This is a genomic window from Frigoribacterium faeni (genome assembly GCF_007988805.1).
GTDB lineage: Bacteria > Actinomycetota > Actinomycetes > Actinomycetales > Microbacteriaceae > Frigoribacterium > Frigoribacterium faeni.
Map to the genome: position 1 here is coordinate 132,520 of NZ_BJUV01000001.1, position 24,287 is coordinate 156,806.

A 24,287-nucleotide genomic window follows, 5' to 3' on the forward strand; every position below is an offset into this window, starting at 1 on the left:
GGGCCGTCCGACGCGACGGCGCCGCGCTCACTCGCCGAGGTGCTTGCGGGCCGACATCGCGGCCTGCGCCTCGCGCGTCGCCGTCCGCTCGCGGAGGGTCTGCCGCTTGTCGTACTCGCGCTTGCCCTTGGCGACGGCGATCTCGACCTTGGCCCGACCGTCGCTGAAGTAGATCTTGAGAGGGACGATCGTGAAACCGCCCTCCTTCGTCTTCTGCCCGATCTTCACGATCTCCTGCTTGTGCAGCAGGAGCTTGCGCTTGCGACGGGGCGCGTGATTGTTCCAGGTGCCCTCGGTGTACTCGGGGATGTGCACCGCGTCGAGCCAGGCCTCCCCCGCGTCGACGAACGCGTAGCCGTCGACCAGCGACGCCCGCCCCTGACGGAGCGACTTGACCTCGGTGCCGCTCAGCACGATCCCCGCCTCGTACGTGCTCTCGATGGTGTAATCGTGGCGCGCCCGACGGTTGGTGGCCACGACCTTCTCGCCGCGCTCTTTGGCCACGGTGTGCCTCCTGGTCGTTCGTTCGATGACTGCCCGAAGCGAGCAGCCTGTCAGTATACCTGCGGACGGGACGGCAGGAGGCGCGGTGCCCGTCGGACCGGCACCGCGCCTCCTGAGGGCACCGACGTCGCCGCGCCGTGCCCCGAGGTCACACCTTGAGGTAGCGCCTGATCGCGACGTTGGCCGACAGGGCCGCCAGCACGATCCCGACGAGGATCACCAGCGGGACGACGATGGCCGTGTCGCGCAGACCGACGAACGGCGTGCCGACGAAGTTCACCGCGAGATAGCCCTTCACGAAGAAGTTGACGATCGCGATGATCGCGCCGCCGGCCAACAGCGATCCGATGAGCGCGGCGATCACGCCCTCGAGGATGAACGGCGTCTGGATGAACCTGTTCGACGCGCCGACGAGTCGCATGATGCCGAGCTCGCGCCGCCGACTGAACGCGCTGAGCCGGATGGTCGTGGCGATCAGCAGCACCGCGGCGATGAGCATCAACGACGCGATGCCGATGGCCGTGTAGCTGGCGGCGTTCAGCACCGAGAAGATCGGGTCGAGGTAGCCGCGCTGATCGACGACGCTCTCGACGCCGGCCAGGCTCGACAGGCTCTCGGTCAGCACGTCCGACTGAGTCGGGTCCTTGAGGTTCACCCAGAAGGTCTCGTTGAGGTACGACGGCTGGACGAAGCCCGTGGCGGGGCTGTCGGCGAACTGCGTCGTGAAGCGGTCGTACGCCTCCTGCTGGGTCTCGAAGTACGACCGGTCGACGAACGGCTGCAGCACCTCGGAGTCGAGCTGATCCTGCACCGCGTCGATCTGATCCTGGGTGGCCTTCGCTCCGGTGCAGTTGCCCGTGGTGTCGGTGTCGGTGCAGAGGTAGACGGCGACCTGGGCCTTGTCGTACCAGTAGCCCTTCATCTGGTTGATCTGCATCTGCAGCAGGGCCGCGGTGCCGACGAACGTCAACGAGATGAACGTGACGAGGACGACCGAGACGACCATCGACGCGTTGCGCCGCAGGCCGCTGCCGACCTCGCTGAGAACGAGTCCGAGCCTCATTCGTCCGCCCCTCTCAGGCTGAGGTCCTCGACCCCGATGGCTTGGATGGGCACCGCCTGGGTCTGGTAGCCGCCGCGGCGCTCGTCGCGCAGGATGTTGCCGGCGCTGAGCTCGATGACCCGGCGCTGCATCTGGTCGACGATGCCGGCGTCGTGGGTGGCCATGATCACCGTCGTGCCTCCGGCGTTGATGCGTTCGAGCAGGGTCATGATGCCCGCGCTCGTCGACGGGTCGAGGTTCCCGGTGGGCTCGTCGGCCAGCAGAACCGCCGGCTTGTTGACGATCGCGCGCGCGATGGCGACGCGCTGCTGCTCGCCACCCGAGAGCTCGTGCGGCAGACGCTGCTGCTTGCCGACCAGGCCGACCATCTTGAGCACGTCGGGCACGGCCTCCTGGATGAAGCCCTTGCTCTTGCCGATCACCTGCAGGCTGAACGCGACGTTGTCGAAGACGTTCTTCTGAGGCAGCAGGCGGAAGTCCTGGAAGACCACCCCGATGTTGCGACGGAAGTACGGGACCTTCCGACTCGAGAGCGTGCCGAGGCGCTGGCCGAGCACGTGGATCTGCCCGGCCGACGGCTTCTCCTCCTTCAGCACGAGCCTCAGGAAGCTGGACTTGCCGGAGCCGCTGGCCCCGACCAGGAACACGAACTCGCCCTTGAGGATCTCGAGGGTGACCGCATTCAGCGCCGGGCGGGGGTTGCCGGAGTAGACCTTGGTGACTTCATCAAACCGAATCATGACGGGGATCACCCTAAGCGCCATGACCGTCGATCCGGTCAACGACTCGCCTCGCCGACGGCCTATGAATCAGCTGAGCCCCTGGGGAGGGACGACGCCGACGGGCGGGCCGCCGGGCCGTCGATCAGTCGTCGTCGCGCTTGCGCCAGCGGATGCCCGCCGAGATGAATCCGTCGAGGTCGCCGTCGAACACGTTCGAGGGGTTGTTGACCTCATGCTCGCTCCGGAGGTCCTTCACCATCTGGTACGGCGCCAGCACGTAACTGCGGATCTGGTCGCCCCAGCTGGCCGTGATCGTTCCGGCGAGCTCTTTCTTCTTGGCGTTCTCGGCCTCCTTCTGCAGCAGCAGGAGGCGGGACTGCAGGACGCGCATGGCGGCGGCGCGGTTCTGGATCTGGCTCTTCTCGTTCTGCATCGAGACGACGGTGCCGGTCGGGATGTGGGTGAGGCGGACGGCCGAGTCGGTCGTGTTGACGCTCTGACCGCCGGGGCCCGACGACCGGAAGACGTCGACGCGGATGTCGTTCTCGGGGATGTCGATCGACTCGGTCTCCTCCATCAGGGGGATCACCTCGACGGCGGCGAAGCTCGTCTGGCGCTTGCCGGCCGCCCCGAACGGGCTCATCCGGACCAGGCGATGGGTTCCGGCCTCGACGCTGAGCGTGCCGAACGCGTACGGCGCGTCGATCTCGAAGGTCGCGCTCTTGATCCCGGCCTCTTCGGCGTAGCTGGTGTCCATGACGGTGGCGGACATGCCGTGCTTCTCGGCGTAGCGCAGGTACATGCGCAGCAGCATCTCGGCGAAGTCCGCCGCGTCGACGCCGCCGGCGCCGGCGCGGATCGTGATGACGGCCGGTCGCGGGTCGTACTCGCCGTCGAGCAGCGTCTGCACCTCGAGGGTGTCCATCATCTTCTGCAGCGCTTTGAGCTCCGCCTGCGCCTCGTCGGCGCTCTCCTGGTCGTCGCCGTCGTTGGCCATCTCGACGAGCACCTCGAGGTCGTCGAGACGCTGCTCGGTCGTCTCGAGCTTCTCGAGCTCGGACTGACGGTGGCTGAGGGCGCTGGTGACCTTCTGCGCGTTCTCGGTGTCGTCCCACAGATCGGGGGCGGAGGCCTGCTCGCTGAGGTCGGCGATCTCGGCGACGAGACGCTCTTGCCCGATCACCGCGCGGATGTCCTCGAACGTGGCCCGGAGGGCGGCAATCTGCTCAGAGAAATCCAGTGCGATCATGGTCCCCGAGCTTACCGGGCGCGGCCGACACCCGCGTCTCGCAGGGCCAGGTCGGCCAGTCGCCTGACCGTGTCGACGTCGCCGGCCCGCCAGGCGGCGACCGGATTCGGCGTCACGGCCGCGAGCTCGCGCGCGTCGAGCGTCGACAACGCCCGCAGGGCGAGCAGGTCGTCGCCACCGGGGCTGCGGAGCAGTGCCGACACCGAGGAGGCGCGGCGCACGAACACGATCCGTCGCCTCAGCCAGGTCAGCAGGATCACCACGACGGGCAGACCCGCGACGACGAGCCCGACCACGAGGGAGGCGGTGCCCACCGCCTCCTGCTGGTCCCGCCCCGCAGCCACCAGCGTCGACGCCGCGTCGCTGGCACCGATGAAGGGACGCCCGGCGGCCTCGCCGACGAGCGGCAGACCCGCGATCGACTCGGCCGCGTCGCCCATCGACTGCTGGAAGCCCAGCCCCGCGTCTTCGACCCGACGCCCCAGCTCGGCGAACGTGCGGACGAACGCCGCCGCCGCGAGACCCGCCACGACCGCCGCGACCAGGAACGCGAGCGCCACGACGTCGGAGGTGATCTGGCGCGCGCGGACCGCTGTCGACGCCGAATAGAGCTGCATCGCCCCAGTCTGCCCGCCCTGCCAGCATCGATGTGGCCCGGCCAGGGCATCCGACGCCCTCCAGGGGTTCCGACGGGTCACCTCGACGCGTGGCAGGCGAGGTAGCGGCGGATTCGGGCCGTGAGGACGGCCGCGGCTGCGCCGCGCAGATCATGGCGGCTGACCAGCACGACGCGCCAGCCCTCGTCCTCGAAACGCTCGCGGCGGGCCAGGTCGTACCGCCACGTCTCCAGATCGGTGCGATGGTGATCGCCCTGGTACTCGAGAGCGAGCCGGCACCACCCGTAGCTGAGATCGGGCTTGCCGAGATACGAGCCGTCCGCCGCGTACCTCTTGACGTTCACCTCGGGCTCGGGCAGCCCCGCCCTCACGATCAGCAAGCGCAGGTCCGTCTCCTGAGGCGAGTCGACCCCCGGCCGCACGAAGTCGAGCGCCTCCCTGAGCCGGCGGATGCCGGGGCGACCCCGCGCCGACGCCGCAGCCTGCAGGGTCGTGAGCGGCACTTCACGCGCGAACGCGTGACTCGACCACGACCCGGCCAGTGCATCGCCGAGACGCACCAGGTCGTCCAGGCCGACGTCGTTCGCCGCTTGGACGAGCGCATCGACCGGGTCGGCCACCGGGAGACCGTCGGCGTCGTGGAGCGCGGCCGGGACGAGGCGGTGGCCGACGACGCCGGCCCGACGACGCTGCCGGGATCGAGTCGTGCCGACGTGCAGAGGCGCGGGCTCGGACCGGCGGGGCGTCGGCAGCCCTGCGAGCGCGAGCGCCGTCTCGTGGGCGAAGTACTCGTCGGGGCGAAGCAGGGGCGCGAACTCGCGACACCGGCCGACCAGCCCCTTCGCCGTCGACGGCGACCAGACGCCGTGGAAGGGAGAGCGGAGATCGCGGGCACGGAGGCGCTCGGGCGCGACCCCGTGCGACCGCGCCGTCGCCGTCGAGAACGGGCCCTGGGCCAGTGACGGAGGCAGAGGACGTGGGTGCATGAGGCCATGCTCGCTCCCGCCGCGCGGCGTCTAGCCGGGGCGGTCCACCGCTGTGCACGACCCGAGCACCAAGCCCCCTGTAGAGGAAGCACCGCGCGCCACATCCAGGTGACGCGAACCGGGCACTCCGAGCCGCCCACGGCCCGCTCCGCGTCACCTCGATGGAGCGGGCGGCGCGGCGCGCCGCGGCGCGCGGCGCTAGCGGGCGCCGAGGGCGGGGGCGCGGTCGGCGTAGCCGGCCCGGCCGGCGCGCGCCACCGCGTCGGGCAGCGCCGCGAGCAGCGCGTCGACGTCCGCCACGGTCGACGTGTGCCCGACCGTCATCCGGAGGGCGCCGCGCGCCGCGTCCGCGGACAGGCCCATCGCGAGCAGCACGTGCGAGGGCTCGGGGATGCCCGCCTGGCACGCCGACCCCGTCGACACGCTCACCCCGGCGGCGTCGAGCAGGAACAGCAGGGAGTCCCCCTCGCAGCCCTCGAACGTGACGTGCGCGTTGCCCGGCAGCCGGTCGACGGGGTCGCCTCGCAGCACCGCACCGGGCACCGACGCGAGCACCCCGGAGATCAGCCGGTCGCGCAGCGGCTCGTAGGCGCCGTGCGGCTGCTCGGCCGCGACGGCGAACGCGACGGCGGCCGGGGCGTCCTGCGTGCCCGAGCGCACCTGCCGCTGCTGCCCTCCCCCGTGGATGAGGGGGACGACCGTCGCCGTCCGCGACAGCACGAGCGCGCCGATGCCGATCGGCCCGCCGATCTTGTGCGCGCTGACGCTCAGGGCCGCGAGCCCCGACGCCGCGAAGTCGATCGGCACCTGGCCGTAGGCGGCCACCGCGTCGGAGTGCACCGGCACCCCGTGCGCCGCGGCGAGCGCCACGACCTCGTCGACCGGCTGCATCGTGCCGACCTCGTTGTTGGCCCAGAGCAGGCTGACCAGCGCGACGTCGTCGTGCTCGTCGAGGGCGTCGGCGAGCGCGTCGACCCGGACGCGGCCGAGCTCGTCGAGGGGGATCCAGGTGACGACGGCGCCCTCGGAGCGCTCGAGCCACTCGACGGCGTCGACGGTCGCGTGGTGCTCGCCGGCGGGGACGAGGAGGCGCGGGCGGGGCCGGTCGGACTGCCTCGCCCACCACAGGCCCTTGATGGCGAGATTGACCGACTCGGTGCCGCCCGAGGTGAAGACCACCTCGATCGGTTCGCAGCCGAGGGTCGCGGCCACGCGTTCGCGGGCCTCCTCGAGCACCCGCTTGGCGTTCTGGCCGGCGGAGTGGATCGACGAGGGGTTGCCGACGGTGCCGAGCGCCTCGGCGTAGGCGGCGATGGCCAGCGGGTGCATCGGCGTGGTGGCGGCGTGGTCGAGGTAGACGCTCATGTTCGACTCCTCAGAGGGGTGGGGGCGGGGCGCCTCGGTGACGATCGATGATTTCGGGGCCGACACGCGCCTCCTCTACTGTAAATGCCGTGACCGACCTCGACCCCCTGCGCGACCTCGGCCTGAGCCGAGGTCCGGACGGGCCGACCCTGCGGGTCTGGTCGTCCTCCGCCACGCGCATCGACCTGGTCGTCGACGACGCCCCGCACGATCGCGTCGTGCCGATGGTCCGCGACGCCGACGACGTGTGGAGCGTCACCGACGGCGCGCTCACCCCCGGCCGGCGGTACTGGCTCCGCGCCGACGGCCCGCCGGGCGCCGGCGACGCCTTCGACCCGTCGCTCGAGCTGCTCGACCCGTATGCACGGGGCCTGGGTCGCACCGGGCGGGGCACCTGGCGGTCGGCGGTCGTCGACGAGACGTTCGACTGGGGCGGGGTCGCCAAACCGCGCACCCCGCTCGACCGCGTCGTCATCTACGAGGCGCACGTCCGTGGGCTGACCCGTCTCGCCCCGTTCGTGCCCGAGGAGCTGCGCGGCAGCTACGCGGGACTCGCCGCCGAGTCCACGATCGCCTATCTCACGGGTCTCGGCGTCACGGCCGTGCAGCTGCTCCCGGTGCACCAGCACGTCGACGAGCAGCGACTGGTCGCCCAGGGCATCGAGAACTACTGGGGCTACAACACGCTGAGCTACTTCGCGCCGCACACCGCCTACGCGAGCCGCGACGCCCAGCTGGCCGGCGCCTCCGCCGTGCTGCGCGAGTTCAAGGGCATGGTGCGACTGCTGCACGAGGCCGGCATCGAGGTCTATCTCGACGTCGTCTACAACCACACCGCCGAGGAGGGCGAGGTGGGAGGCCCGGTGACGAGCCTGCGCGGCCTCGACGGCTCCGGCTACTACCGGCACGACTCCGACGGCGAGCCGGTCGACGTGACCGGCTGCGGCAACTCGATCGACACGAGCACCCCGGCCGCGTCGCGGCTGGTGCTCGACTCGCTGCGGTACTGGGCGAACGAGGTCCAGATCGACGGGTTCCGGTTCGACCTGGCCGCGACCCTCGGCCGGGGATCGGACCACGTCTTCGACCCCGAGCACCCGCTGCTGCAGGCGATCGTGGACGATCCGGAGCTGGACGGCGTGAAGATGATCGCCGAGCCGTGGGACGTCGGACTGGGCGGCTGGCAGACCGGCGCGTTCCCCGACGGATGGATCGAGTGGAACGACCGGTTCCGCAACCGGGCCCGCGACTTCTGGCTGACCGACGTGGCGGCCGCGCGGTCGCACGGCGCGCCTCCTTCGGGCCTCGGAGGCTTCGCCTCGAAGCTGAGCGGCTCGAGCAACATCTACGCCCATGAGCGCGGGCCTCTCGCCGGCGTGAACTTCGTCACCGCCCACGACGGCTTCACGCTGCTCGACCTCGTCTCGTACGACGCCAAGCACAACCTCAGCAACGGCGAGGGCAACCGCGACGGCAGCGACGACAACCGCTCGTTCAACCACGGCGTGGAGGGCGAGAGCGTCAACCCGTGGATCTCCGACGCCCGTCGCCGCTCGATGCGCAACCTGCTGGCCACGCTCTTCGTGTCGGCGGGCATCCCGATGCTGACGGCGGGCGACGAGCGCGGACGCACCCAGCACGGCAACAACAACGCCTACTGCAACGACAGCGAGCTGACCTGGGTCGACTGGTCCGCCGAACCGTGGCAGGACGCCCTGCACGACGACGTCGCGACCCTGACCCGGCTCCGCGCCGAGAACCCGGCGCTGCGCCCCGTCCGCTTCGGCGTCGACGGCGCCTGCACGCTCAGCGCCAACGAGATGTCCTGGTACTCGGCGTCCGGCGACGAGATGCGGCCGGACGACTGGAACGACGTCGGCGTCCGGACCCTGCAGTACCTCGCGATCTCGACCCCCGAGCACGAGGCGCTGAACCGCGTCCTGGTGATCGTGCACGGCGCCGAGACGACCGCCTCGGTCGTCCTCCCGAGGCACGACGGCGTCTCGCGGTACGAGGCCCTGTGGTCGAGCGACGACCGCAGCCTGCCGACGGCGTCCACCCCCGGCGACGAGGTGCTGGTCTCGGGCCCGACCGTCGTGGTGCTGCGGGCGAGCTGATCGGGTCCGCCATGTCGAAGAGGAACCCCGCAGGAGGCGCGCACGGCCCCGGCACGCCGGCCACCGTCGCGTTGACGGCGGCCGGCGTGCCGTTCACCGGTCACACCTACGTGCATCACGACACGGCGACGAACTTCGGCGAGGAGGCCGCGGCCGCGCTCGGCCTGTCCGACGACCGGGTGTTCAAGACGCTCGTCGCCGACGCCGACGGCACCCTCGTGGTCGGCGTCGTGCCCGTCGGCGGTCGCCTCGACCTCAAGGCCCTGGCCTCCGCGGTCGGGGCGAAGAAGGCCTCGCTCGCCGACCCGGCCGTGGCGGAGCGGCGCACCGGCTACGTGGTCGGCGGCATCAGCCCTCTGGGGCAGAAGACGGCGGCGACCACCGTCATCGACGCGAGCGCCGCCTCCTTCTCGTCCGTCTTCGTCAGCGGCGGGAGGCGCGGGTTCGACATCGAGATCGCCCCCGACGACCTCGTGCGCGCCACCGGCGGTCGGTACGCGCCGATCGCCCGGGCCTGAGGTGACCGTCGCCTGGGTCGCCGTCGCGCTCTCGCTCGTGCTCGGTCTGAACGTCGTCACGGCGGCCGTGTACGCCGCCGACAAGCGCGCCGCCCGGCGCGGCCGCCGACGCGTCCGGGAACGCACCCTGCTCGCGCTCGGGCTGGCGGGAGGGTGGCCGGGGGCTCTCGTCGCGCAGCGGACCCTGCGTCACAAGACGGCCAAGCGATCGTTCCGTCGCGCCTTCGCGGGCACGGTCGCGGCGAACGTCGCCCTCGTGGCCCTCGTCGCCGCCGTCGCCGTGACGGCCGCCGGAACGGGCCTCGCGCCCTGAGCCGGGAGCGGGTCGGGCGGGCGACCGGACCGGTTCGGGCCGGGTCCGGGCGCACGCCGTCGCTCGTCGTGCTCGTCGATCCCGCGCCGACGCCCAGGGGTTGCGGGCACGGCCGGGATCAGGTGCGATGACCGACTGAGGGCATCGCCGCTCGACGGGCGCCGGGCTCTCGGAGAGTGTCGCTCCGGGCGGGCAGGCCGCGTCGTCGTCCCGACTGTATCGGTCCCCCAAACGGCCGACAAGCGCCATGCGGGAGGCGGGCGTCCCCAGTACGGGGCACGCGTCAGGGTCGGCGGTCGGCGGGCTCGGCGCGTCGGCCCGGAGCCCGCTCCCGGCGCCGGTCGGCTCGTCGCTGGACGAGCCCGGTGGCGATCATGTAGCCGGCGTAGCCGAACAGCGCCACGGCGAGCAGCGGGACGATCCACGCCCTGGCCTGACCGTTGACGGCCTGGTTGACGAAGCCGAGCCAGGGCACGTTGTACCAGAGGGTGCCCCTCACCTGGACGGGCAGCACGGCGGCCTCGTCGGCGGCGTCGTTGTTGTCGCCCTTCGTGACGAACGACGTCGTGCCGTCGGTCGACGAGACGATCTCGATCACGCGGTGGCTGATCACCTCGGGTCGGCCCGACTCGATCTGGTAGGTCACGACGTCGCCGACGCGGATGTCCTCCGTGCTCGTCGGTCGCACGACGAGGAGCGTCCCCGGCGGGAGACTCGGCTCCATCGAGCTCGTCAGCACGGTCAGAGGGGTCGACCCCGTCGCCCTGGGCACGATGACCAGGACGACGGCGAGGGCCGCCACGAGCAGCAGCAGCCCGACGCTGAGACCCAGGCCGAGGGCGTGCAGCAGTCCCCGCTCCCGGCGTGCGACGCGACGCCCGCTCACGGACGGGCCGCCCGGGCGAGGGGCGGGCGGTCATGCTCGTCGGCCTCTGCGTCGGAACGGCGCCGTCGCCCGAGGGCGACGTAGACGCCGCCGAGCAGGGCGACCGCTCCGACGACGGCCGGCAGCCACTCGTCCGGCAGCGGGACGCTGACGAATCGGCCGGTCCCGTCGGACGGCAGCCCGGAGCCGAGCCCCGTCGCACCGGCTCCGGCGGTGTCCGACGCGGTCCCCGCCGTCCTGCCGAGCAGCGCGCGGACGCCGGCCTCGAGCCCTGCGCCGGTGCCGGTGCCGGAGACGGGCGTCTCCTGCACCGACGTCCCGGCGGCCGGGACGGACCCGGCCGACTCCCCCGTAACCCCGCCGTCCGCGCCGTCTCCGGTCGATCCGGACCCCGCCGGGTCGCCGCCCACGACCACGCCGCCGCCCGTGCCGCAGGCGTCGGCGTCCTCGCCTCCGCCCAGACCGGTCAGGGTGACCAGGACGGTGACGCCGATCGACTGCTCGGCGGTTCCGGTGGCGGCCGACTCGGCGAGCCGGATCGTCACGGTGATGGGCGCCTCCTCGCCGGCGGGGAGCGACATGGCCGGCAGGAGGGCGGTGCAGGCGGGTGACGCGAGCGTGACCGGCTCGGGCGACGCGGAGTCGCCGCCGGGAACGGCCGCGGTGCGGGCCGCGGCGCCCGTCGACGCGCTGGCCGTGACCGCCACCTCGCGGGCGAAGGCGTCCGACGACGCCGTGACGTCGACCAGCCGTGCGCCGAGCATCGCGGGCTCGGCGGTCGTGTTCTTGACCCAGAACGTGCCCGACGTGCGTCCGCCGGGCACCAGGGGCAGCCCGTCGGCGAACAGACCGGAATCGAGTCGCGCCTGCCAGAGGAGGCCGTCCGCGCTCACCATCATCCGGGGCTCGTCGGACGACTCGGCCGCGGCGGGCCCGGAGGCCGCCCCGGGGCCCGCGACCGTCAGGAGCACCGTCGACGCCGCGAGCAGGACGAGGCCGGCCCGTCGGGCGAGAGTCACGAGCACTGGATGTTCCTCATGCCGTTGGGGTCGTAGCCGGCCACCACGACTCCGGTGGCGGCGACGTCGCCCGCCTTGCCGTCGACCACGACCCGGATGTCGACGGTGATGGGTCCGTCGCCGTAGGGGTTCTTCGGCAGGGTGTCGCGGGTGAAGGCGAACTCGGGGTAGTGACCGGTCTCGGTCGCGGTGCCCACCCGGGTCGATCCGACGAACGAGCCGTACGACGTCGAGAGGTCGCGATCCGACGGGTCGAAGGTGAGCCGCGCGTAGTAGATGTCGGTCGTCGAGCAGGTGGCCGTCCGCCGCGGCGCGACCGTGTTGTTCTGCACGAAGGACCGGCTCTGCACCGACGCGCTCCACGACCCGGCGGCGAGCGACACCGAGAGCGTCGGGACGACCTGCCCCTTCGGCGACGTGGTCGACGTGGACGACCGGATGCACCAGGCCGTCGACGCGGCGGCGGCGAGGGACCCCGTCAGCCGAGGAGGCGCGGACCAGGTCCCCGAGACCGAGCCCGACCCGACCGAGGCGGACGCCGTGCACGCCGAGGAGGCCGTCGAGCCGCGGGGCACCGGCCAGGCGACGACCGTGATGGACGAGGCCAGATCGGCGGAGCTGCCGGAGCCGAGGGCTCCCGTCGTGGAGTAGGTCGCGTCGACGGACCCGGTGTTCGTGAACGACCACGAACCGGTGATCGCCGGGACCGACGTCGTGTAATCGCGACCGAGCGACGCCGGGTCGGTCGCCGTGAGGGCGACGGTGCCGGTCTTGACCGTCGTCGAGACGGGAGCGCTCGTCGTCCAGAGCGCGGCCGCGGCGCCGCCGGCGGCGAGCGTCGCGCCGACGACGACGCCCGCCACGAGCGAGAGGGCGAGGCCATGACGGCCTCGCGGGCGCCGAGGGACCATCACGGGGCCACCTGCGTTCCGGACAGCACGAACGACACGGGTGCGGTCCTTCCCTGGAGGGACGAGGGGGCATCGGAGTCGAGGGTCAGGACGAGGCAGCCGGTGACCGACTGCCCCGCGGCGAGGGTCGTCCAGGAGGCGCCGGTGTCGAGCGTCGCCGGGCGGGCCTTCGTCCCCGTCGTCGACGCGGTGCACGAACCGCCGCTCGCCAGGACCGCCGTCGTCGCCGTCAGCTCGTTGAGCACGGCGACGTCGGAGCTCTTCGGCGTCGTGCCGGCGAGACGGAGCCCGAGCGCGACCGTCCCGGTGTTCTTGGCGACGAACGTCCCGGAGACCGCCCGGCCCGGCCCGAGGGCCGTGACGTCGAGGGCGGAGACGGAGCTGATCGTGAGGCCCGCGGAGCCCGACGTGATGACCGAGGCGGGTGCTGTGGCCGAGGACCCCAGCAGCGCGTAGGTGCCTCCCGCCGTGGCGACGACGCCCAGCAGGGCGGCGGCCAGCAGCCCGGTGGCCGACAGGAGGGAGCCTCCCGCCCGCCCGCTCCGGGGTCGGCGGGTCGGCTCGGCGCGATGCCGCCCTGCGGTCGGGTTCCGACGGCTCATCACCCCGGCTCCTGTCGTGGTCGTGGCCGTCGACGCGGCCGATTCCGGGACGACGCGGTCGCGGCGTCCCGGGTGGGACGGGATCAGGCGATGGCGCGCTGCTTGAGCGTGAAGCTCAGCTTGCTGAGGTCGAGCGTTCCGTTCATCGTCGACGTGCCGTCGGCGGCCTGGGGGAACTCGACGACGAACGTCACGACCGCGGTCGTGCTGCCGGCGGCGACGGGGCGGACGACGAAGCTCTTCGCGTTCGCGGAGTCGGCGGTGACGCCGGCCGGCAGCGAGGTCGACCCGGCGGCGCTCGAGATGCCCATCCCGGTGACGACGACGCTCTTGAGCGAGCCGGTGATGGAGGCGTCGGAGTAGGTGAGGTCGGCGACGAGGTCGTTGCCCGTGGCGTCGATCCTCATCGGCTGCGAGAAGCGGAGCTTGTTGCCGGGGACGATCTTGAACTGCGACACGTCGGAGATGGCGGCGTTGCGGCCGTTCGTGATGTCGGTCCACGAGCCGGCCGCGGTGGTCGAGAGCGCCAGGGTGCCGGACGTCACGCTCGCGGCGGCGACCTCCGTGTTGGCGTTCCAGAGGGCGAAGGTGCCCGCTCCGCCGAGGAGGAGGGCGATGCCGGCTGCAGCGGCGACGGAGCCTTTGACGAGCTTGTTCATGACGAGTCCAATCCGCGCCGTTCATGGCGCGACGAGCACCGCCTGCGCGTCGAGTCGGGAGGACGCGCAGGTCGATGGAGTTCGGGTGGAGTCCTCGGTCCGTGTCGGCCGGGGCGAGGTGTCGCAGGCGCCGGGCTCTCGGGATTCGGGTTCCGGGCGGGCAGGCCGTGCTGACGTCTTCGACAGTACAGGTCCCCCAAAGTGCTGACACGGAAAATCATGCAGACGTACGGACCCAGTACGGGGGTCAAAACGGACCAGCTGGTCTGTCCCCACCGGTGCGGACGCGATCCTGTACCCCGATCGGCCCGTCGAGCCCGCGTCCGGGGGACGACGACACGCGTCGGGGACGACCGGGACGGATACCGGGTAGCGTCGGCCACGTGGCGACAGCATACGAACCCAGAGTCGGGCGGATCCCCGTCACGACGCTCACCCCGACCACCCCCGACCGGGTGTTCCCCACCAAGGCGTTCTCCGGAGAGGTCGTGCCGTTCGGCGCGACGGTCTTCCGCGAGGGGCACGACCTGATCGGAGCCGACCTCCTCCTGGTCGATCCGGCCGGCGTCGAGACCCGGCACCCCCTGGTCGCGGGCATACCCGGCACCGACCGCTGGACGACCGAGGTGCAGCTCGAGACCGAGGGCGACTGGACCTGGCAGGTCGAGGCCTACACCGACGACTGGGCGACCTGGCTGCACACGGCCGAGATCAAGGTCCCCGCCGAGCTCGACGTCGACGTGACCTTCGCTCTCGGCAGCGAGCTGCTGACGGCGGCGATCGACGACTATCCCGAGACCGCCCTGGTGCGCGACGCCGCCTCGGCGCTGGGCAACACCTCCTTGTCGGCAGGGGCGCGCCTCCGCGTGGCCACGGATCCCCGTCTCGCCGCCGTCTTCGCGAACAAGCCGCTGGCCAGCCTCCGCACCCGGAGCGAGCCGGAGGACCTCCGGGTCGAACGCAGCCGGGCCGGGCTCGGCAGCTGGTACGAGTTCTTCCCCCGGAGCGAGGGCGCCAGGAAGCAGGCCGACGGCAGCTGGCGGAGCGGCACCTTCCGCACGGCGGCGCGGCGTCTCCCCGCCGTCAGCCGGATGGGCTTCGACGTGGTCTACATCCCGCCGGTGCACCCCATCGGCACGACGTTCCGCAAGGGGCCGAACAACACCCTGACCGCCGGCCCGAACGACCCCGGCTCGCCCTACGCGATCGGCTCGCCCGACGGCGGGCACGACGCCATCCACCCCGAGCTCGGCACGGTCGCCGACTTCCGCTGGTTCGTCGAGACGGCGAAGAACAGCGGCCTCGAGCTCGCGCTCGACCTCGCCCTGCAGTGCTCCCCCGACCACCCCTGGGTCGCCGAGCACCCCGAGTGGTTCACGACCCTCCCCGACGGCTCGATCGCCTACGCGGAGAACCCGCCGAAGAAGTACCAGGACATCTACCCCCTGAACTTCGACAACGACTACGACGGCCTGAGCCGTGAGATCCTCCGGATCGTCCGATACTGGATCGACCTCGGGGTCACGATCTTCCGCGTCGACAACCCGCACACGAAGCCCGTCCGCTTCTGGGAGTGGCTGCTGCACGAGATCCGCGAGACCAACCCCGAGGTGGTGTTCCTGTCGGAGGCGTTCACGAAGCCCGCCATGATGCAGGCGCTCGCCCAGGTCGGTTTCCACCAGTCGTACACGTACTTCACCTGGCGCAACGAGAAGTGGGAGCTCGAGGAGTACCTCGACGAGCTGTCCAAGGAGACCAGCGCCTGGCTGCGCCCCAACCTCTTCGTCAACACCCACGACATCCTCACCCCGTACCTGCAGTTCGGCGGGACCCCGGCCTACAAGATCAGGGCCGCCATCGCCGCCACCGCGTCGCCGACCTGGGGCGTCTACTCGGGCTACGAGCTGATCGAGGACGTCGCCCGCCCCGGCAGCGAAGAGAACATCGACAACGAGAAGTACGAGTACAAGCCCCGCGACTGGGCCGCCGCCGAGGCGGCGGGCGCGTCGATCGCGCCGTACCTGACGCAGCTGAACCGCATCCGGGCCTCGCACCCGGCGCTCCGCCAGCTCCGCAACCTCGAGATCCACTCGAGCGACGACGAGGCCGTCCTCGTCTACTCGAAGTACCTGTCGCGGGCGCACACCCGCAGCGGCCGGGCCGACGCGATCATCGTCGTCGCCAACGTCGATCCCCACTCCGCCCGCGAGACCACCGTCCACCTCGACGTGACGAAGTTCGGCCTGACACCGGGAGGCACGTTCACGGTCCGGGACCTCGTCACCGGACAGTCCTGGACCTGGGGCGACGACAACTACGTCCGCCTCGACGCGTTCGTCGAACCCGTGCACATCCTCACCGTCGACCTGAACCGCGCCCCGTAGGAGCCACCGAGATGACCTCCCCCCTCACGCCCCATCCCCGCGAAGACCCGACCCCGGCCGACGTGCCGGTCTCGGCGGCCGACGCCGCGCGCACCGCTCCCCCGCTCGACGACGCCGAGGTGGCGGCCGCCGCCGAGGGCCGCCACGGGCACCCGCACGCGATCCTCGGAGAGCACACCCGCGACGGGGTGACCGTCGTGCGCGTCGTCCGACCGCTGGCCGCGTCCGTCACGGTCACCGGCGCCTCCTCGGAGGTCGTCGTCCTGGAGCACGTGGCTCACGGCCTCTGGCAGGGCGTCGCCGACGCCCCGCTCGGCGACTACGAGATCGAGGCGACCTACGACGGAGGCGCTCCCTGGGTCGCCGCCGACCCCTATCGGTTCCCGCCCACCGTCACCGAGTTCGACCTCTACCTCTTCGGCGAGGGGCGCCACGAGGAGCTCTGGACCGTGCTCGGCTCGCACGTGCGCCGGCACGACGGCGTGCTCGGCACGTCGTTCGCCGTCTGGGCTCCGCACGCCCACGCCGTACGGGTCGTCGGCGATCTGAACGGCTGGTACGGCGCTCTCCACGCGATGCGACGTCTCGACGGGAACGGCGTCTGGGAGCTGTTCGTCCCGGGGCTGACCGAGGGCCGGTACAAGTACGAGATCCTCACGCCCGACGGCGCCTGGGTCGAACGGGCCGACCCGATGGCCCGTCGCTCGGAGGTGCCGCCGGCCACCGCCTCCGTGATCACCTCGTCCGGGCACGACTGGTCCGACGCGGCCTGGATGGACCAGCGCGCCGCGACCGACCAGCACGCCGGCCCCATGAGCGTCTACGAGCTCCACGTGGGCTCGTGGCGGCCGGGGCTCGGCTACCGCGAGCTGGCCGACCCCCTGGTGGACTACGTCACCGCCCTCGGCTTCACGCACGTCGAGTTCATGCCCCTGTCGCAGCACCCGTTCGGCGGGTCGTGGGGCTACCAGGTGACGGGCTATTACGCGCCGCAGAGCACCTACGGCTCGCCCGACGATCTCCGCTACCTGATCGACCGGCTGCACCAGGCGGGCGTCGGCGTCATCATGGACTGGGTTCCCGGGCACTTCCCCAAGGACGAGTGGGCCCTGGGGAACTTCGACGGCCGCGCCGTCTACGAGCACTCCGACCCTCGCCGCGGCGAGCAGCCCGACTGGGGCACGCTGGTGTTCAACTTCGGCGACTCCCAGGTCCGCAACTTCCTCGTCGCGAACGCGCTCTACTGGCTCGAGGAGTTCCACATCGACGGCCTCCGCGTCGACGCCGTCGCCTCGATGCTCTACCTCGACTACAGCCGGAACGACGGCGAGTGGCTGCCCAACCAGTTCGGCGGGCGCGAGAACCTCGAGGCGATCTCGTTCCTCCAGGAGGCCAACGCCACCGCCTACAAGCGCCACCCCGGCATCGTGATGATCGCGGAGGAGAGCACCAGCTGGCCCGGCGTCTCGCGGCCCACGGGCGAGGGCGGCCTCGGTTTCGGGCTCAAGTGGAACATGGGGTGGATGCACGACACCCTCGACTACGTCGAGAAGGACCCGCTCTACCGCTCGTACCACCACGGCGAGATCACCTTCTCGTTCCACTACGCGTTCAGCGAGAACTTCATGCTGCCGATCAGTCACGACGAGGTCGTGTACGGCAAGGGCTCGCTGATCGAGAAGATGCCGGGCGACGAGTGGCAGAAGCGCGCGAACCTCCGCGCCTACCTCGCGTACATGTGGGGGCATCCCGGCAAGCAGCTGCTGTTCATGGGGTCCGAGTACGGGCAGCCCACCGAGTGGAGCCAGGAGAACGGCCTCGACTGGTCGGTGCTCGACCGCCCGGAGCACCAGCAGATCTTCGACCTGGTCAGCCGCCTGAACGCCGTGTACCGGTCGGAGAAGGCGCTCTGGGCGCACGACTTCGACACCGAGGGATTCGAGTGGATCGACGGCGGCGCCGCTCAGCAGAGCGTCGTGGCCTTCATGCGGAAGTCGGGCGACGGCGAGAGCGTCGCCGTCCTGGCCAACTGGTCGGGTCAGCCCGTCCAGATGCGCTTCGGGTTCCCCGAGGCCGGGACCTGGACCGAGATCCTCAACACGGACGCCACCGAGTTCGGCGGCTCCGGTGTCGGCAACTTCGGCGCGGTCGTCGCCGCGGACAGCCCCTGGGCCGGACGGCCGGCCTCGGCCGACGTGCTCCTGCCCCCGTTGGGCGTGATCTTCCTGAAGCTGCGCCGCTGAGGCCGACCGAGCCCCGGCTCGACGCGAACGACGCCCCCGTCCGATCGGACGGGGGCGTCGTTCATGGTGCTGGTGCGGGCGTCAGTACAGGAGCATCGTGAGACGACGGCGCGCCGCCCCGACCCGCGGGTCGTCCACGCCGACGATCTCGAAGTACTCCAGGAGGCGCGCCCGGGCCGCGTCGCGACCCGCGGCGTCCTGGGTCGGGAAGACCGTCAGCACCCGATCGAAGGCGTCCTCGACGTGTCCGCCGCTCACGTCGAGGTCGGCCACGGCCAGCTGAGCCTCCAGATCCGACGGGTCGGCGGCCGCGGCCTCGCGCACCTCGGCGAGCGTCACTCCCTGCAGACGCGCGATCAGCGACACCTGGGCCAGACCCGCGACCGCGAGCTGGTCTCGGGGGTCCTGCGCGATGGCCGTCCGGTAGGCCGTGATGGCCGCGTCGTAGTCGCCCCGGTCGATCGCGTCGTAGGCGTCCTGGTGGTGCGGCGGCAGCGGCTCGGGCTCGGGCTCGGGTTCGGGCGTCTCGCCGTCGACGCCGGGCGCCCCGTCGACCACGGCCGTGCCGGTCACGCCGTTCTGGGCCGCGAGCTCGAGGACCTGCTCGAACGCGTCGCGCACCTGGGCCTCGGGTAGAGCGCCGACGAAGAGCTGGACCGGTCGCCCGCCGATCACGGCGGCGACCGCGGGGATCGACTGCGCCTGGAAGGCCTGGGTCAGCTGCGGGTTCGCGTCGACGTCGACCTTCGCGAGGAGCAGCCGCCCGCCGTATTCGGTGACCAGCTTGTCGAGCACCGGCGAGAGCTGCTTGCAGGGCCCGCACCACTCCGCCCAGAGGTCCACGATGACCGGGACCGTGTTGCTGATCTCGAGGAACTGCGCGAACGACTCGTCGGTCGCGTCGAGCACGAGACCCGGGACCGCCACCGATCCCGGAGCCGCGCCCGCAGGACCGCCCGCCACCGCGCCTCCCTGCTGTCCGGCACCGGCCGGGTCGACCGGTCCGGCACCCGGACGCTGGACGAGCGAGGAGAGGTCGACGGCTCCGCGGAGTCCGGCGGGGAGAGGAGGGACGTTGGTCATGGCAGCTCCTTCGCGCTGATGAGGGCCTGGCTGAATCCGAGCAGGACGATCTTCTGATCGCTGCCCACGGCGGGGACGGAGAAGAGCAGCTCGACGCCGTAGGTGGCCTCGATGCCCTTCGTCGTCTTGTCGAGGCCGGTCAGGTTCTTGACCGCGCCCTCGGGGTTCACCTCGGCGCCCTCGGCGGTCGGCTTCACCGTCTCGACCTCGTTCAGGCCGACGGAGACGATCGCGCCGGCGTCGTTGGTCGCGAAGGCCACGGCGGAGTCGTCGTCGGGACTCGACGAGAACTCGATCGAGGCCGTCTCGGGGAGCGCCTCGCGCTTGGCGTCCTTGTAGGGCTTGCCGATCTTGTCGCGCAGCGTGTCGCCTTCGGACTCGAAGAGCGACGCGTACTCGCTGTCGTCGCCGTTCCGCAGGATGTCGCCGTAGGCCGTGGCCAGCTGGTCGGGCTGCAGGGTGAGGAGCTTCACGTCGGGCGACAGGCGGGCCGCGCCGATCGTGGCGGGGGCGACCGTGGGAGGCGTGGCTCCCGCCTCGAGACTGGTCAGGTACTCGACCTGGTAGTTGTCGCGGGCGCTCTCCTGCACGAGGGTCATCGCGATCGGCGCCACCGCGTCGTCATCGGACTGGACGATCACGAAGACGCTGCGCGGCCATGTGTCGGCCTGCTGCGGCAACGTGAGGGTGACAGCGCCCTCGGGGACGGCGATCGGCTCGGCGGCCCCCGAGTCCTTCGAGCGGAGGGTGTAGTTGGCCTCGCGCTGGGCGAGCGCCGGTCCCGTGAAGCGCGTCGCCGCGAGCTCGGGGTCGAGGGTGCCGTCGGCCTGCGCCGCGGTCGTCGAGATGCGTTGCACGATGCGCTCGGCCTGGGCCACCGTCACCACCGGGGGCTGCAGGTCGTCCTGCTCGTCGCCGACGGGATCGGTCGAGGTCGGCGTCGGCGTGGCGGAGACGCCCGAGCCGTTGCCGCCTACGGCGCTCGGCCAGTAGTCGGCCGTGCACCCGGAGAGGGCGAGCGCGCCGACGAGCACGACGGGCACGACGGCCACCGAACGACGGATCCCCCGGCGGCCGCCCTCGGCGGCGGACGACGTCGAGTCGCCGGCGCCGAGCGCCTTGCGACGCGACCGCCTCGTCAGACGGGGCGGCTTGCCCTGGCCGGAGGTCCGGCGCGGGCCGCGGGTGCGACGGTGGTGCGCGATCGCCCAGATGTAGAGCAGCACGCCGATGAGGAGCACGAGGAGCCCTCCGGCGATGAGGGGTCCGGCTGTGGGCGTCGAGGTCGAGAGCGGCCAGGTCACCCGGACGGTGTCGGGCGCCGGCGCGGTGCCGTCGGAGACGACGATGAGCGAGACGTCATCCGGTGCGTCGAGTGAGAAGGTGGGGGCGGCGCCGGTGTACTCGGCGTTCCAGAGGTCGGAGTCGGCGGGGCTCGGGACGTCCGCCCCGTCGCCGTCGACCAGGGTGCTCACGAGCTCCCCGGTCGACTCGTCGAAGTCCACCTCGTTGTAGGCGGAGTCGCCCACCCAGCCGAGGACGTCGGACGTGCGCCCGTAGGCGGCGAAGACGGAGTCCGACTCCGAGCCGGAGATGCTGATGGTCTGTCGACCGTCGTGCCCGTGCAGGGCCTCCGACGGGACGACTGTGATCCGTGCCTCCGAATCGGAGGTCGACACGGTCGAGGACACGCTCGGCGGGGGCGCGAAGACGGTCCGCTGGGCGAAGCCCAGGGCCACCATGAGCGCCGCCAGGACGACGACGATCACTGCGACGATGAAACGCACGTTTCTCTCCCTCCGTGCCACCATCCCGGTCGGGTCGCGACGAACCGCTCGGGACGGTCACGCCAGCGCGGGCCCTGGCCGGATGGCCGGGCGCGGCAGCAGAATTTAAGACGGCTCAGCGTATCCGACGAGCCTGTGAGGCGCCTAACCGGCCGGTGCAGCCCCCCGTCCGGGGTGGCGACCGGCCTCGCTGCCGCTAAAATCGACGCGTCCGGGCCGTGAGACTTCGCGCCCGCCGCCGAGCTTGAGGAGACACCGTGGCCGCTGACGAAGCAGAATTCGGAACGGAACTCCGGGGCTACCGCAAAGAAGAGGTCGACCGCGCGCTGAACGACCTGCGCCGCGAGCTCATCAAGTCCAATGCCGACCGCGCCGAGGTCGCGTCCGAGCTGGGCCGCATGCAGGTTCGCCTCGACGACCTGCAGTCCGAGCTCGACGAGGCGGGCACCCCGACCTACTCCGGCCTCGGCAGCAAGCTCGAGCAGACCCTGCGGCTCGCCGAGCAGCAGGCGACCCGGCTCGTCAGCCAGGCCGACATCGACGCGGAGGAGCTGCGCCGCTCGTCCGGCGCCGAGGCCGAACGGCTCGTCTCCGACGCCACCGAGCGCGCCGACGCCCTGCTGAACGACGCCAGGGGCCGCGCCTCGGCTCAGATCGACGAGTCGCGCGCGGAGGCCGATCGCATGGTCGCGCGCGCCCGCAACGAGGTCCGATCGCTCCTCCAGGAGGCCCAGCGCGACTCCTCGGCGATGCGCGGCGCCGCCGCGACCGAGGCGGCCGAGAACGTCTCGACGGCACGCCACGAGGCGGCGGCGCTCCGCGCCGACGTCGAGCGCGACGTGGCCGAGCAGCGCGCGGTCGTCGGCCGCGAGGTGGCCGAGGCACGCGACGGGGCCGCCGAGCTGGCTCGGACCACCGAGGAGACCCGCGCCCTGTTCGTCAGCGACAGCGAGCGGCAGCGAGCCGATCTCGAGCGCGAGGGAGACACCCTCCGCGCCGAGCTGGCGCGACTCGACGAGACGACCCGGGCCGAGCTCGACCTCGAGGTGACCACCCGTCGCGCGGACCTCGATCGCGAGATCGCGGCCGCCCGCGCCGACCTCGACGACGACGTCGAGAACCGTCGCGCCGAGCTCGACCGCGACATCGCCGAACAACGCGCCGAGCTGGCTCGCCACGTCGCCGAGACCCGCGCCGAGCTCGCCCGTGAGCAGGACGCCCGACGCGACGACCTGGCCCGCGAGGTCGACTCGACCCGCGCCTCCCTGGCCGCCGAGGCCCTCGAGGTCCGGGCCGGCCTCGAGCTCGAGATCGAGACGGCCCGCGCCCAGCTCGACCGGGACGCCCGCGCCGTGCGCGACGAGCTCGAGCTGGCGCGCACGACCACGCGCGACGAGATCGAGCGCACGACCGTCGAGACGCGCGAGCGCCTGGCCCGCGACGTCGAGCAGCAGGGCGACCGCCTCGCCCGCGAAGCCGACGAGCACCGGGCTCTGGTCGAGGCCGAGACGGCGAACGCCCGGGCCGACCTCGACGCCGAGGTCGCCGAGAGCCAGGCCCGACTCGTCGACGACGAAGGGGCCCAGCGGGCACGGCTCGAGAACGAGGCCGCGACGGCGCGTGCCGAGCTGGCGGCCGAGCGCGACCGAGCCGAGACCGAGCTCGCCCGCGAGCTCGAGGACGCCCGGACCGCCCTCCGTCTCGAGATCACCACCCGCACGGACGACCTCGAGCGCGATCTCGTCGCCCGGCATCAGGCCGCCGTCGCCGAGACGCAGAACTACCTCGACGACGCCCACGCCCAGCTCGACGAGGCGCGGCAGCGGGCGGTCGACGGCCGGCGCGAGGCGGACGAGCTCGAGCGGTCGTCGCACGAGCACGCCCGTTCCGTCCGCGGAGAGGCCGACGCCACCGCTCACGAGGTGCTGACGAACGCCGAGGTCCGGGCTCGGGACATCGTCTCCGAGGCCGAGGAACGCGCACGGGACCTCGTCGGCGACGCCGAGCAGAGGCTGTCCGAGCTGCGGGAGGAGCGCGACGCCGTCGCCTCGTACCTCGAGAACCTCCGCGGCATGTTGAGCGAAGCCGCACGGGTTACGACAGAGTAGGCAGTCGGTGACGTCCCGGTGAACGACGCCATCACCGTCGACAGGAGTCCCCGCCAGTGAAGATCCACAACCCGTTCCGGCTGGGCCTGCTGGCAGGACTCGGCGTGCTGGTCGCCCTCGTGATCGGCGGGGCCGTCAGCGAGCTCTCGACGATCATCACCTACGTCGGGGCCGCGATCTTCATCTCGCTGGGCCTCGACCCCGTGGTGACCTGGCTCGAGAGACGACGCGTGCCGCGGTCGCTGGCCATCGTCATCGTGATGACGGCGGTGCTGGGTGCGGTCGTCGGCGTGGTCTTCGCCATCGTCCCGGTGATCGTGAGCCAGGCCACGGCCCTCATCACGAACCTCGTCACCTATCTGCAGAGCGTCACGACGCAGCAGTTCGTCGACAACCTGCAGGAGCTCGTCCCGCAGAACGTCTTCGACGTGCAGCAGGGTCTCGACTCGGTGGTGTCGTTCCTCAGCGACCCCGACAACGTCGTCACCATCGGCGGCGGGGTCCTGGCCGTGGGCGTCGCCATCGGCAACGGCCTCTTCGCCACCGTCATCGTGCTCATCCTGACCCTCTACTTCACGTCATCGATCACCGTGTTCAAGCGCGGCCTGTACCAGCTCGTGCCGGCCTCGAAGCGCCTCAGATTCGTCGGCATCGCCGAGCAGATCAGCGAGTCCGTCGGCCGCTACGTGATCGGACAGTTCACCCTCGCGGCGATCAACGGCATCCTCAGCTTCGTGTTCCTGAGCATCATCGGCGCCGAGCAGCCGGCGGTGTTCGCCTTCATCGCGTTCCTGGGCTCGATCATCCCGCTCGTCGGCACGATCAGCGGCTCGGCCGTCATCGTGCTGGCCCAGGTCGCGCTGCTGCCGCAGTCCCCCGCGACCTGGATCACGGCCGCGATCTGGTACCTCCTGTACATGCAGGTCGAGGCCTACCTGCTCAGCCCCCGCATCATGCGGCGCGCGGTCAAGGTGCCCGGCGTCATCGTCGTCATCGCCGCCCTGGTCGGCGGCACCCTCCTCGGCGTGCTCGGCGCGCTGATCGCCATCCCCGTCGCGGCGTCCGTGCTGCTAATCATCCGCGAGGTCGTCGTGCCTCGCCAGAACGAGCTCTGACGCGCATCCCGCGTGGCCCGGTCGGCTCGGTGTCGC

21 protein-coding genes are annotated in these 24,287 nt (G+C 71.8%); 7 read left to right on the forward strand and 14 right to left on the reverse strand.

Annotated features, from left to right (window positions below; genetic code table 11):
• Positions 1–27: 27 nt before the first annotated feature.
• The 7 genes from smpB to FFA01_RS00630 all read right to left on the reverse strand — a co-directional run bounded on the left by smpB (position 28) and on the right by FFA01_RS00630 (position 6,506).
• Entirely contained in the window at positions 28–504 is a 477-nt protein-coding gene (gene smpB / locus FFA01_RS00600) for an SsrA-binding protein SmpB (RefSeq protein WP_146851895.1), read from the reverse strand.
• A gap of 148 nt (positions 505–652) precedes the next feature.
• The gene (gene ftsX, locus FFA01_RS00605) at positions 653–1,567 is read right to left on the reverse strand and encodes a permease-like cell division protein FtsX (protein WP_146851897.1); all 915 of its coding nucleotides are present in this window, start codon (positions 1,565–1,567) and stop codon (positions 653–655) included.
• A complete protein-coding gene (ftsE, locus tag FFA01_RS00610; RefSeq protein ID WP_146851899.1) occupies positions 1,564–2,307 on the reverse strand; it encodes a cell division ATP-binding protein FtsE in 744 nt (247 codons plus the stop codon). Before ftsE ends, ftsX begins: the two co-directional genes overlap by 4 nt.
• Positions 2,308–2,431: 124 nt before the next feature.
• Positions 2,432–3,538, reverse strand: coding sequence for a peptide chain release factor 2 (prfB, locus tag FFA01_RS00615; RefSeq protein ID WP_146851901.1), 1,107 nt, complete (start codon positions 3,536–3,538; stop codon positions 2,432–2,434).
• An 11-nt stretch (positions 3,539–3,549) separates the two neighbouring features.
• Positions 3,550–4,155 (reverse strand): hypothetical protein, encoded by a 606-nt coding sequence (locus FFA01_RS00620; protein WP_146851903.1) that lies wholly within the window; start codon positions 4,153–4,155, stop codon positions 3,550–3,552.
• Between the two features lie 77 nt (positions 4,156–4,232).
• On the reverse strand, positions 4,233–5,141 hold the full coding sequence (locus tag FFA01_RS00625; RefSeq protein ID WP_146851905.1) for a putative endonuclease domain-containing protein: 909 nt from the start codon (positions 5,139–5,141) through the stop codon (positions 4,233–4,235).
• Between the two features lie 198 nt (positions 5,142–5,339).
• Positions 5,340–6,506, reverse strand: coding sequence for a cysteine desulfurase family protein (locus FFA01_RS00630; RefSeq protein ID WP_146851907.1), 1,167 nt, complete (start codon positions 6,504–6,506; stop codon positions 5,340–5,342).
• 47 nt (positions 6,507–6,553) lie between these two features.
• On the opposite strand from FFA01_RS00630, the gene glgX reads away from it, so the two are divergent.
• Genes glgX through FFA01_RS00645 form a run of 3 tightly spaced genes read left to right on the forward strand, consistent with a single transcriptional unit; the run spans position 6,554 to position 9,454 of the window.
• On the forward strand, positions 6,554–8,623 hold the full coding sequence (gene glgX, locus FFA01_RS00635; protein WP_146851909.1) for a glycogen debranching protein GlgX: 2,070 nt from the start codon (positions 6,554–6,556) through the stop codon (positions 8,621–8,623).
• A gap of 11 nt (positions 8,624–8,634) precedes the next feature.
• Positions 8,635–9,141, forward strand: coding sequence for a Cys-tRNA(Pro) deacylase (gene ybaK / locus FFA01_RS00640; protein ID WP_146851911.1), 507 nt, complete (start codon positions 8,635–8,637; stop codon positions 9,139–9,141).
• A gap of 1 nt (position 9,142) precedes the next feature.
• Positions 9,143–9,454, forward strand: a complete 312-nt coding sequence (locus tag FFA01_RS00645) for a DUF1294 domain-containing protein (RefSeq protein WP_146851913.1) — start codon at positions 9,143–9,145, stop codon at positions 9,452–9,454.
• Positions 9,455–9,737: 283 nt separating this feature from the next.
• Here the strand turns inward: FFA01_RS00645 and FFA01_RS00650 are convergent, their stop codons facing one another.
• The 5 genes from FFA01_RS00650 to FFA01_RS00670 all read right to left on the reverse strand — a co-directional run bounded on the left by FFA01_RS00650 (position 9,738) and on the right by FFA01_RS00670 (position 13,531).
• A complete protein-coding gene (locus FFA01_RS00650; RefSeq protein ID WP_146851915.1) occupies positions 9,738–10,340 on the reverse strand; it encodes a signal peptidase I in 603 nt (200 codons plus the stop codon).
• Positions 10,337–11,359 carry a hypothetical protein gene (locus FFA01_RS00655; protein ID WP_146851917.1) on the reverse strand — a complete coding sequence of 341 codons (1,023 nt, stop codon included), beginning with the start codon at positions 11,357–11,359 and terminating at the stop codon, positions 10,337–10,339. Before FFA01_RS00655 ends, FFA01_RS00650 begins: the two co-directional genes overlap by 4 nt.
• Positions 11,356–12,270: a hypothetical protein gene (locus tag FFA01_RS00660; protein ID WP_146851919.1), complete on the reverse strand. Its 915-nt coding sequence runs from the start codon at positions 12,268–12,270 to the stop codon at positions 11,356–11,358. The genes FFA01_RS00655 and FFA01_RS00660 overlap by 4 nt, the downstream gene beginning before the upstream one ends.
• Complete coding sequence (locus FFA01_RS00665) at positions 12,270–12,872, reverse strand: TasA family protein (RefSeq protein WP_146851921.1); 603 nt, start codon at positions 12,870–12,872, stop codon at positions 12,270–12,272. Before FFA01_RS00665 ends, FFA01_RS00660 begins: the two co-directional genes overlap by 1 nt.
• 83 nt (positions 12,873–12,955) lie before the next feature.
• Positions 12,956–13,531 carry an alternate-type signal peptide domain-containing protein gene (locus tag FFA01_RS00670; RefSeq protein ID WP_146851923.1) on the reverse strand — a complete coding sequence of 192 codons (576 nt, stop codon included), beginning with the start codon at positions 13,529–13,531 and terminating at the stop codon, positions 12,956–12,958.
• A gap of 383 nt (positions 13,532–13,914) precedes the next feature.
• Here FFA01_RS00670 and FFA01_RS00675 point away from each other — a divergent pair, with 383 nt between their 5' ends.
• Entirely contained in the window at positions 13,915–15,915 is a 2,001-nt protein-coding gene (locus tag FFA01_RS00675) for an alpha-1,4-glucan--maltose-1-phosphate maltosyltransferase (RefSeq protein WP_244289628.1), read from the forward strand.
• Positions 15,916–15,926: 11 nt separating this feature from the next.
• Positions 15,927–18,158, forward strand: coding sequence for a 1,4-alpha-glucan branching protein GlgB (glgB, locus tag FFA01_RS00680; RefSeq protein WP_146851927.1), 2,232 nt, complete (start codon positions 15,927–15,929; stop codon positions 18,156–18,158).
• A gap of 81 nt (positions 18,159–18,239) precedes the next feature.
• Here the strand turns inward: glgB and FFA01_RS00685 are convergent, their stop codons facing one another.
• On the reverse strand, positions 18,240–19,241 hold the full coding sequence (locus FFA01_RS00685; protein WP_146851929.1) for a tetratricopeptide repeat protein: 1,002 nt from the start codon (positions 19,239–19,241) through the stop codon (positions 18,240–18,242).
• Positions 19,238–21,028, reverse strand: a complete 1,791-nt coding sequence (locus tag FFA01_RS00690; protein WP_146851931.1) for a DUF8094 domain-containing protein — start codon at positions 21,026–21,028, stop codon at positions 19,238–19,240. Before FFA01_RS00690 ends, FFA01_RS00685 begins: the two co-directional genes overlap by 4 nt.
• A gap of 257 nt (positions 21,029–21,285) precedes the next feature.
• Between FFA01_RS00690 and FFA01_RS00695 the strand changes: the two genes are divergently transcribed.
• A complete protein-coding gene (locus tag FFA01_RS00695) occupies positions 21,286–23,136 on the forward strand; it encodes a DivIVA domain-containing protein (protein WP_146851933.1) in 1,851 nt (616 codons plus the stop codon).
• A gap of 56 nt (positions 23,137–23,192) precedes the next feature.
• Positions 23,193–24,251: an AI-2E family transporter gene (locus FFA01_RS00700; RefSeq protein ID WP_146851935.1), complete on the forward strand. Its 1,059-nt coding sequence runs from the start codon at positions 23,193–23,195 to the stop codon at positions 24,249–24,251.
• The last annotated feature ends 36 nt before the right edge of the window (positions 24,252–24,287 follow it).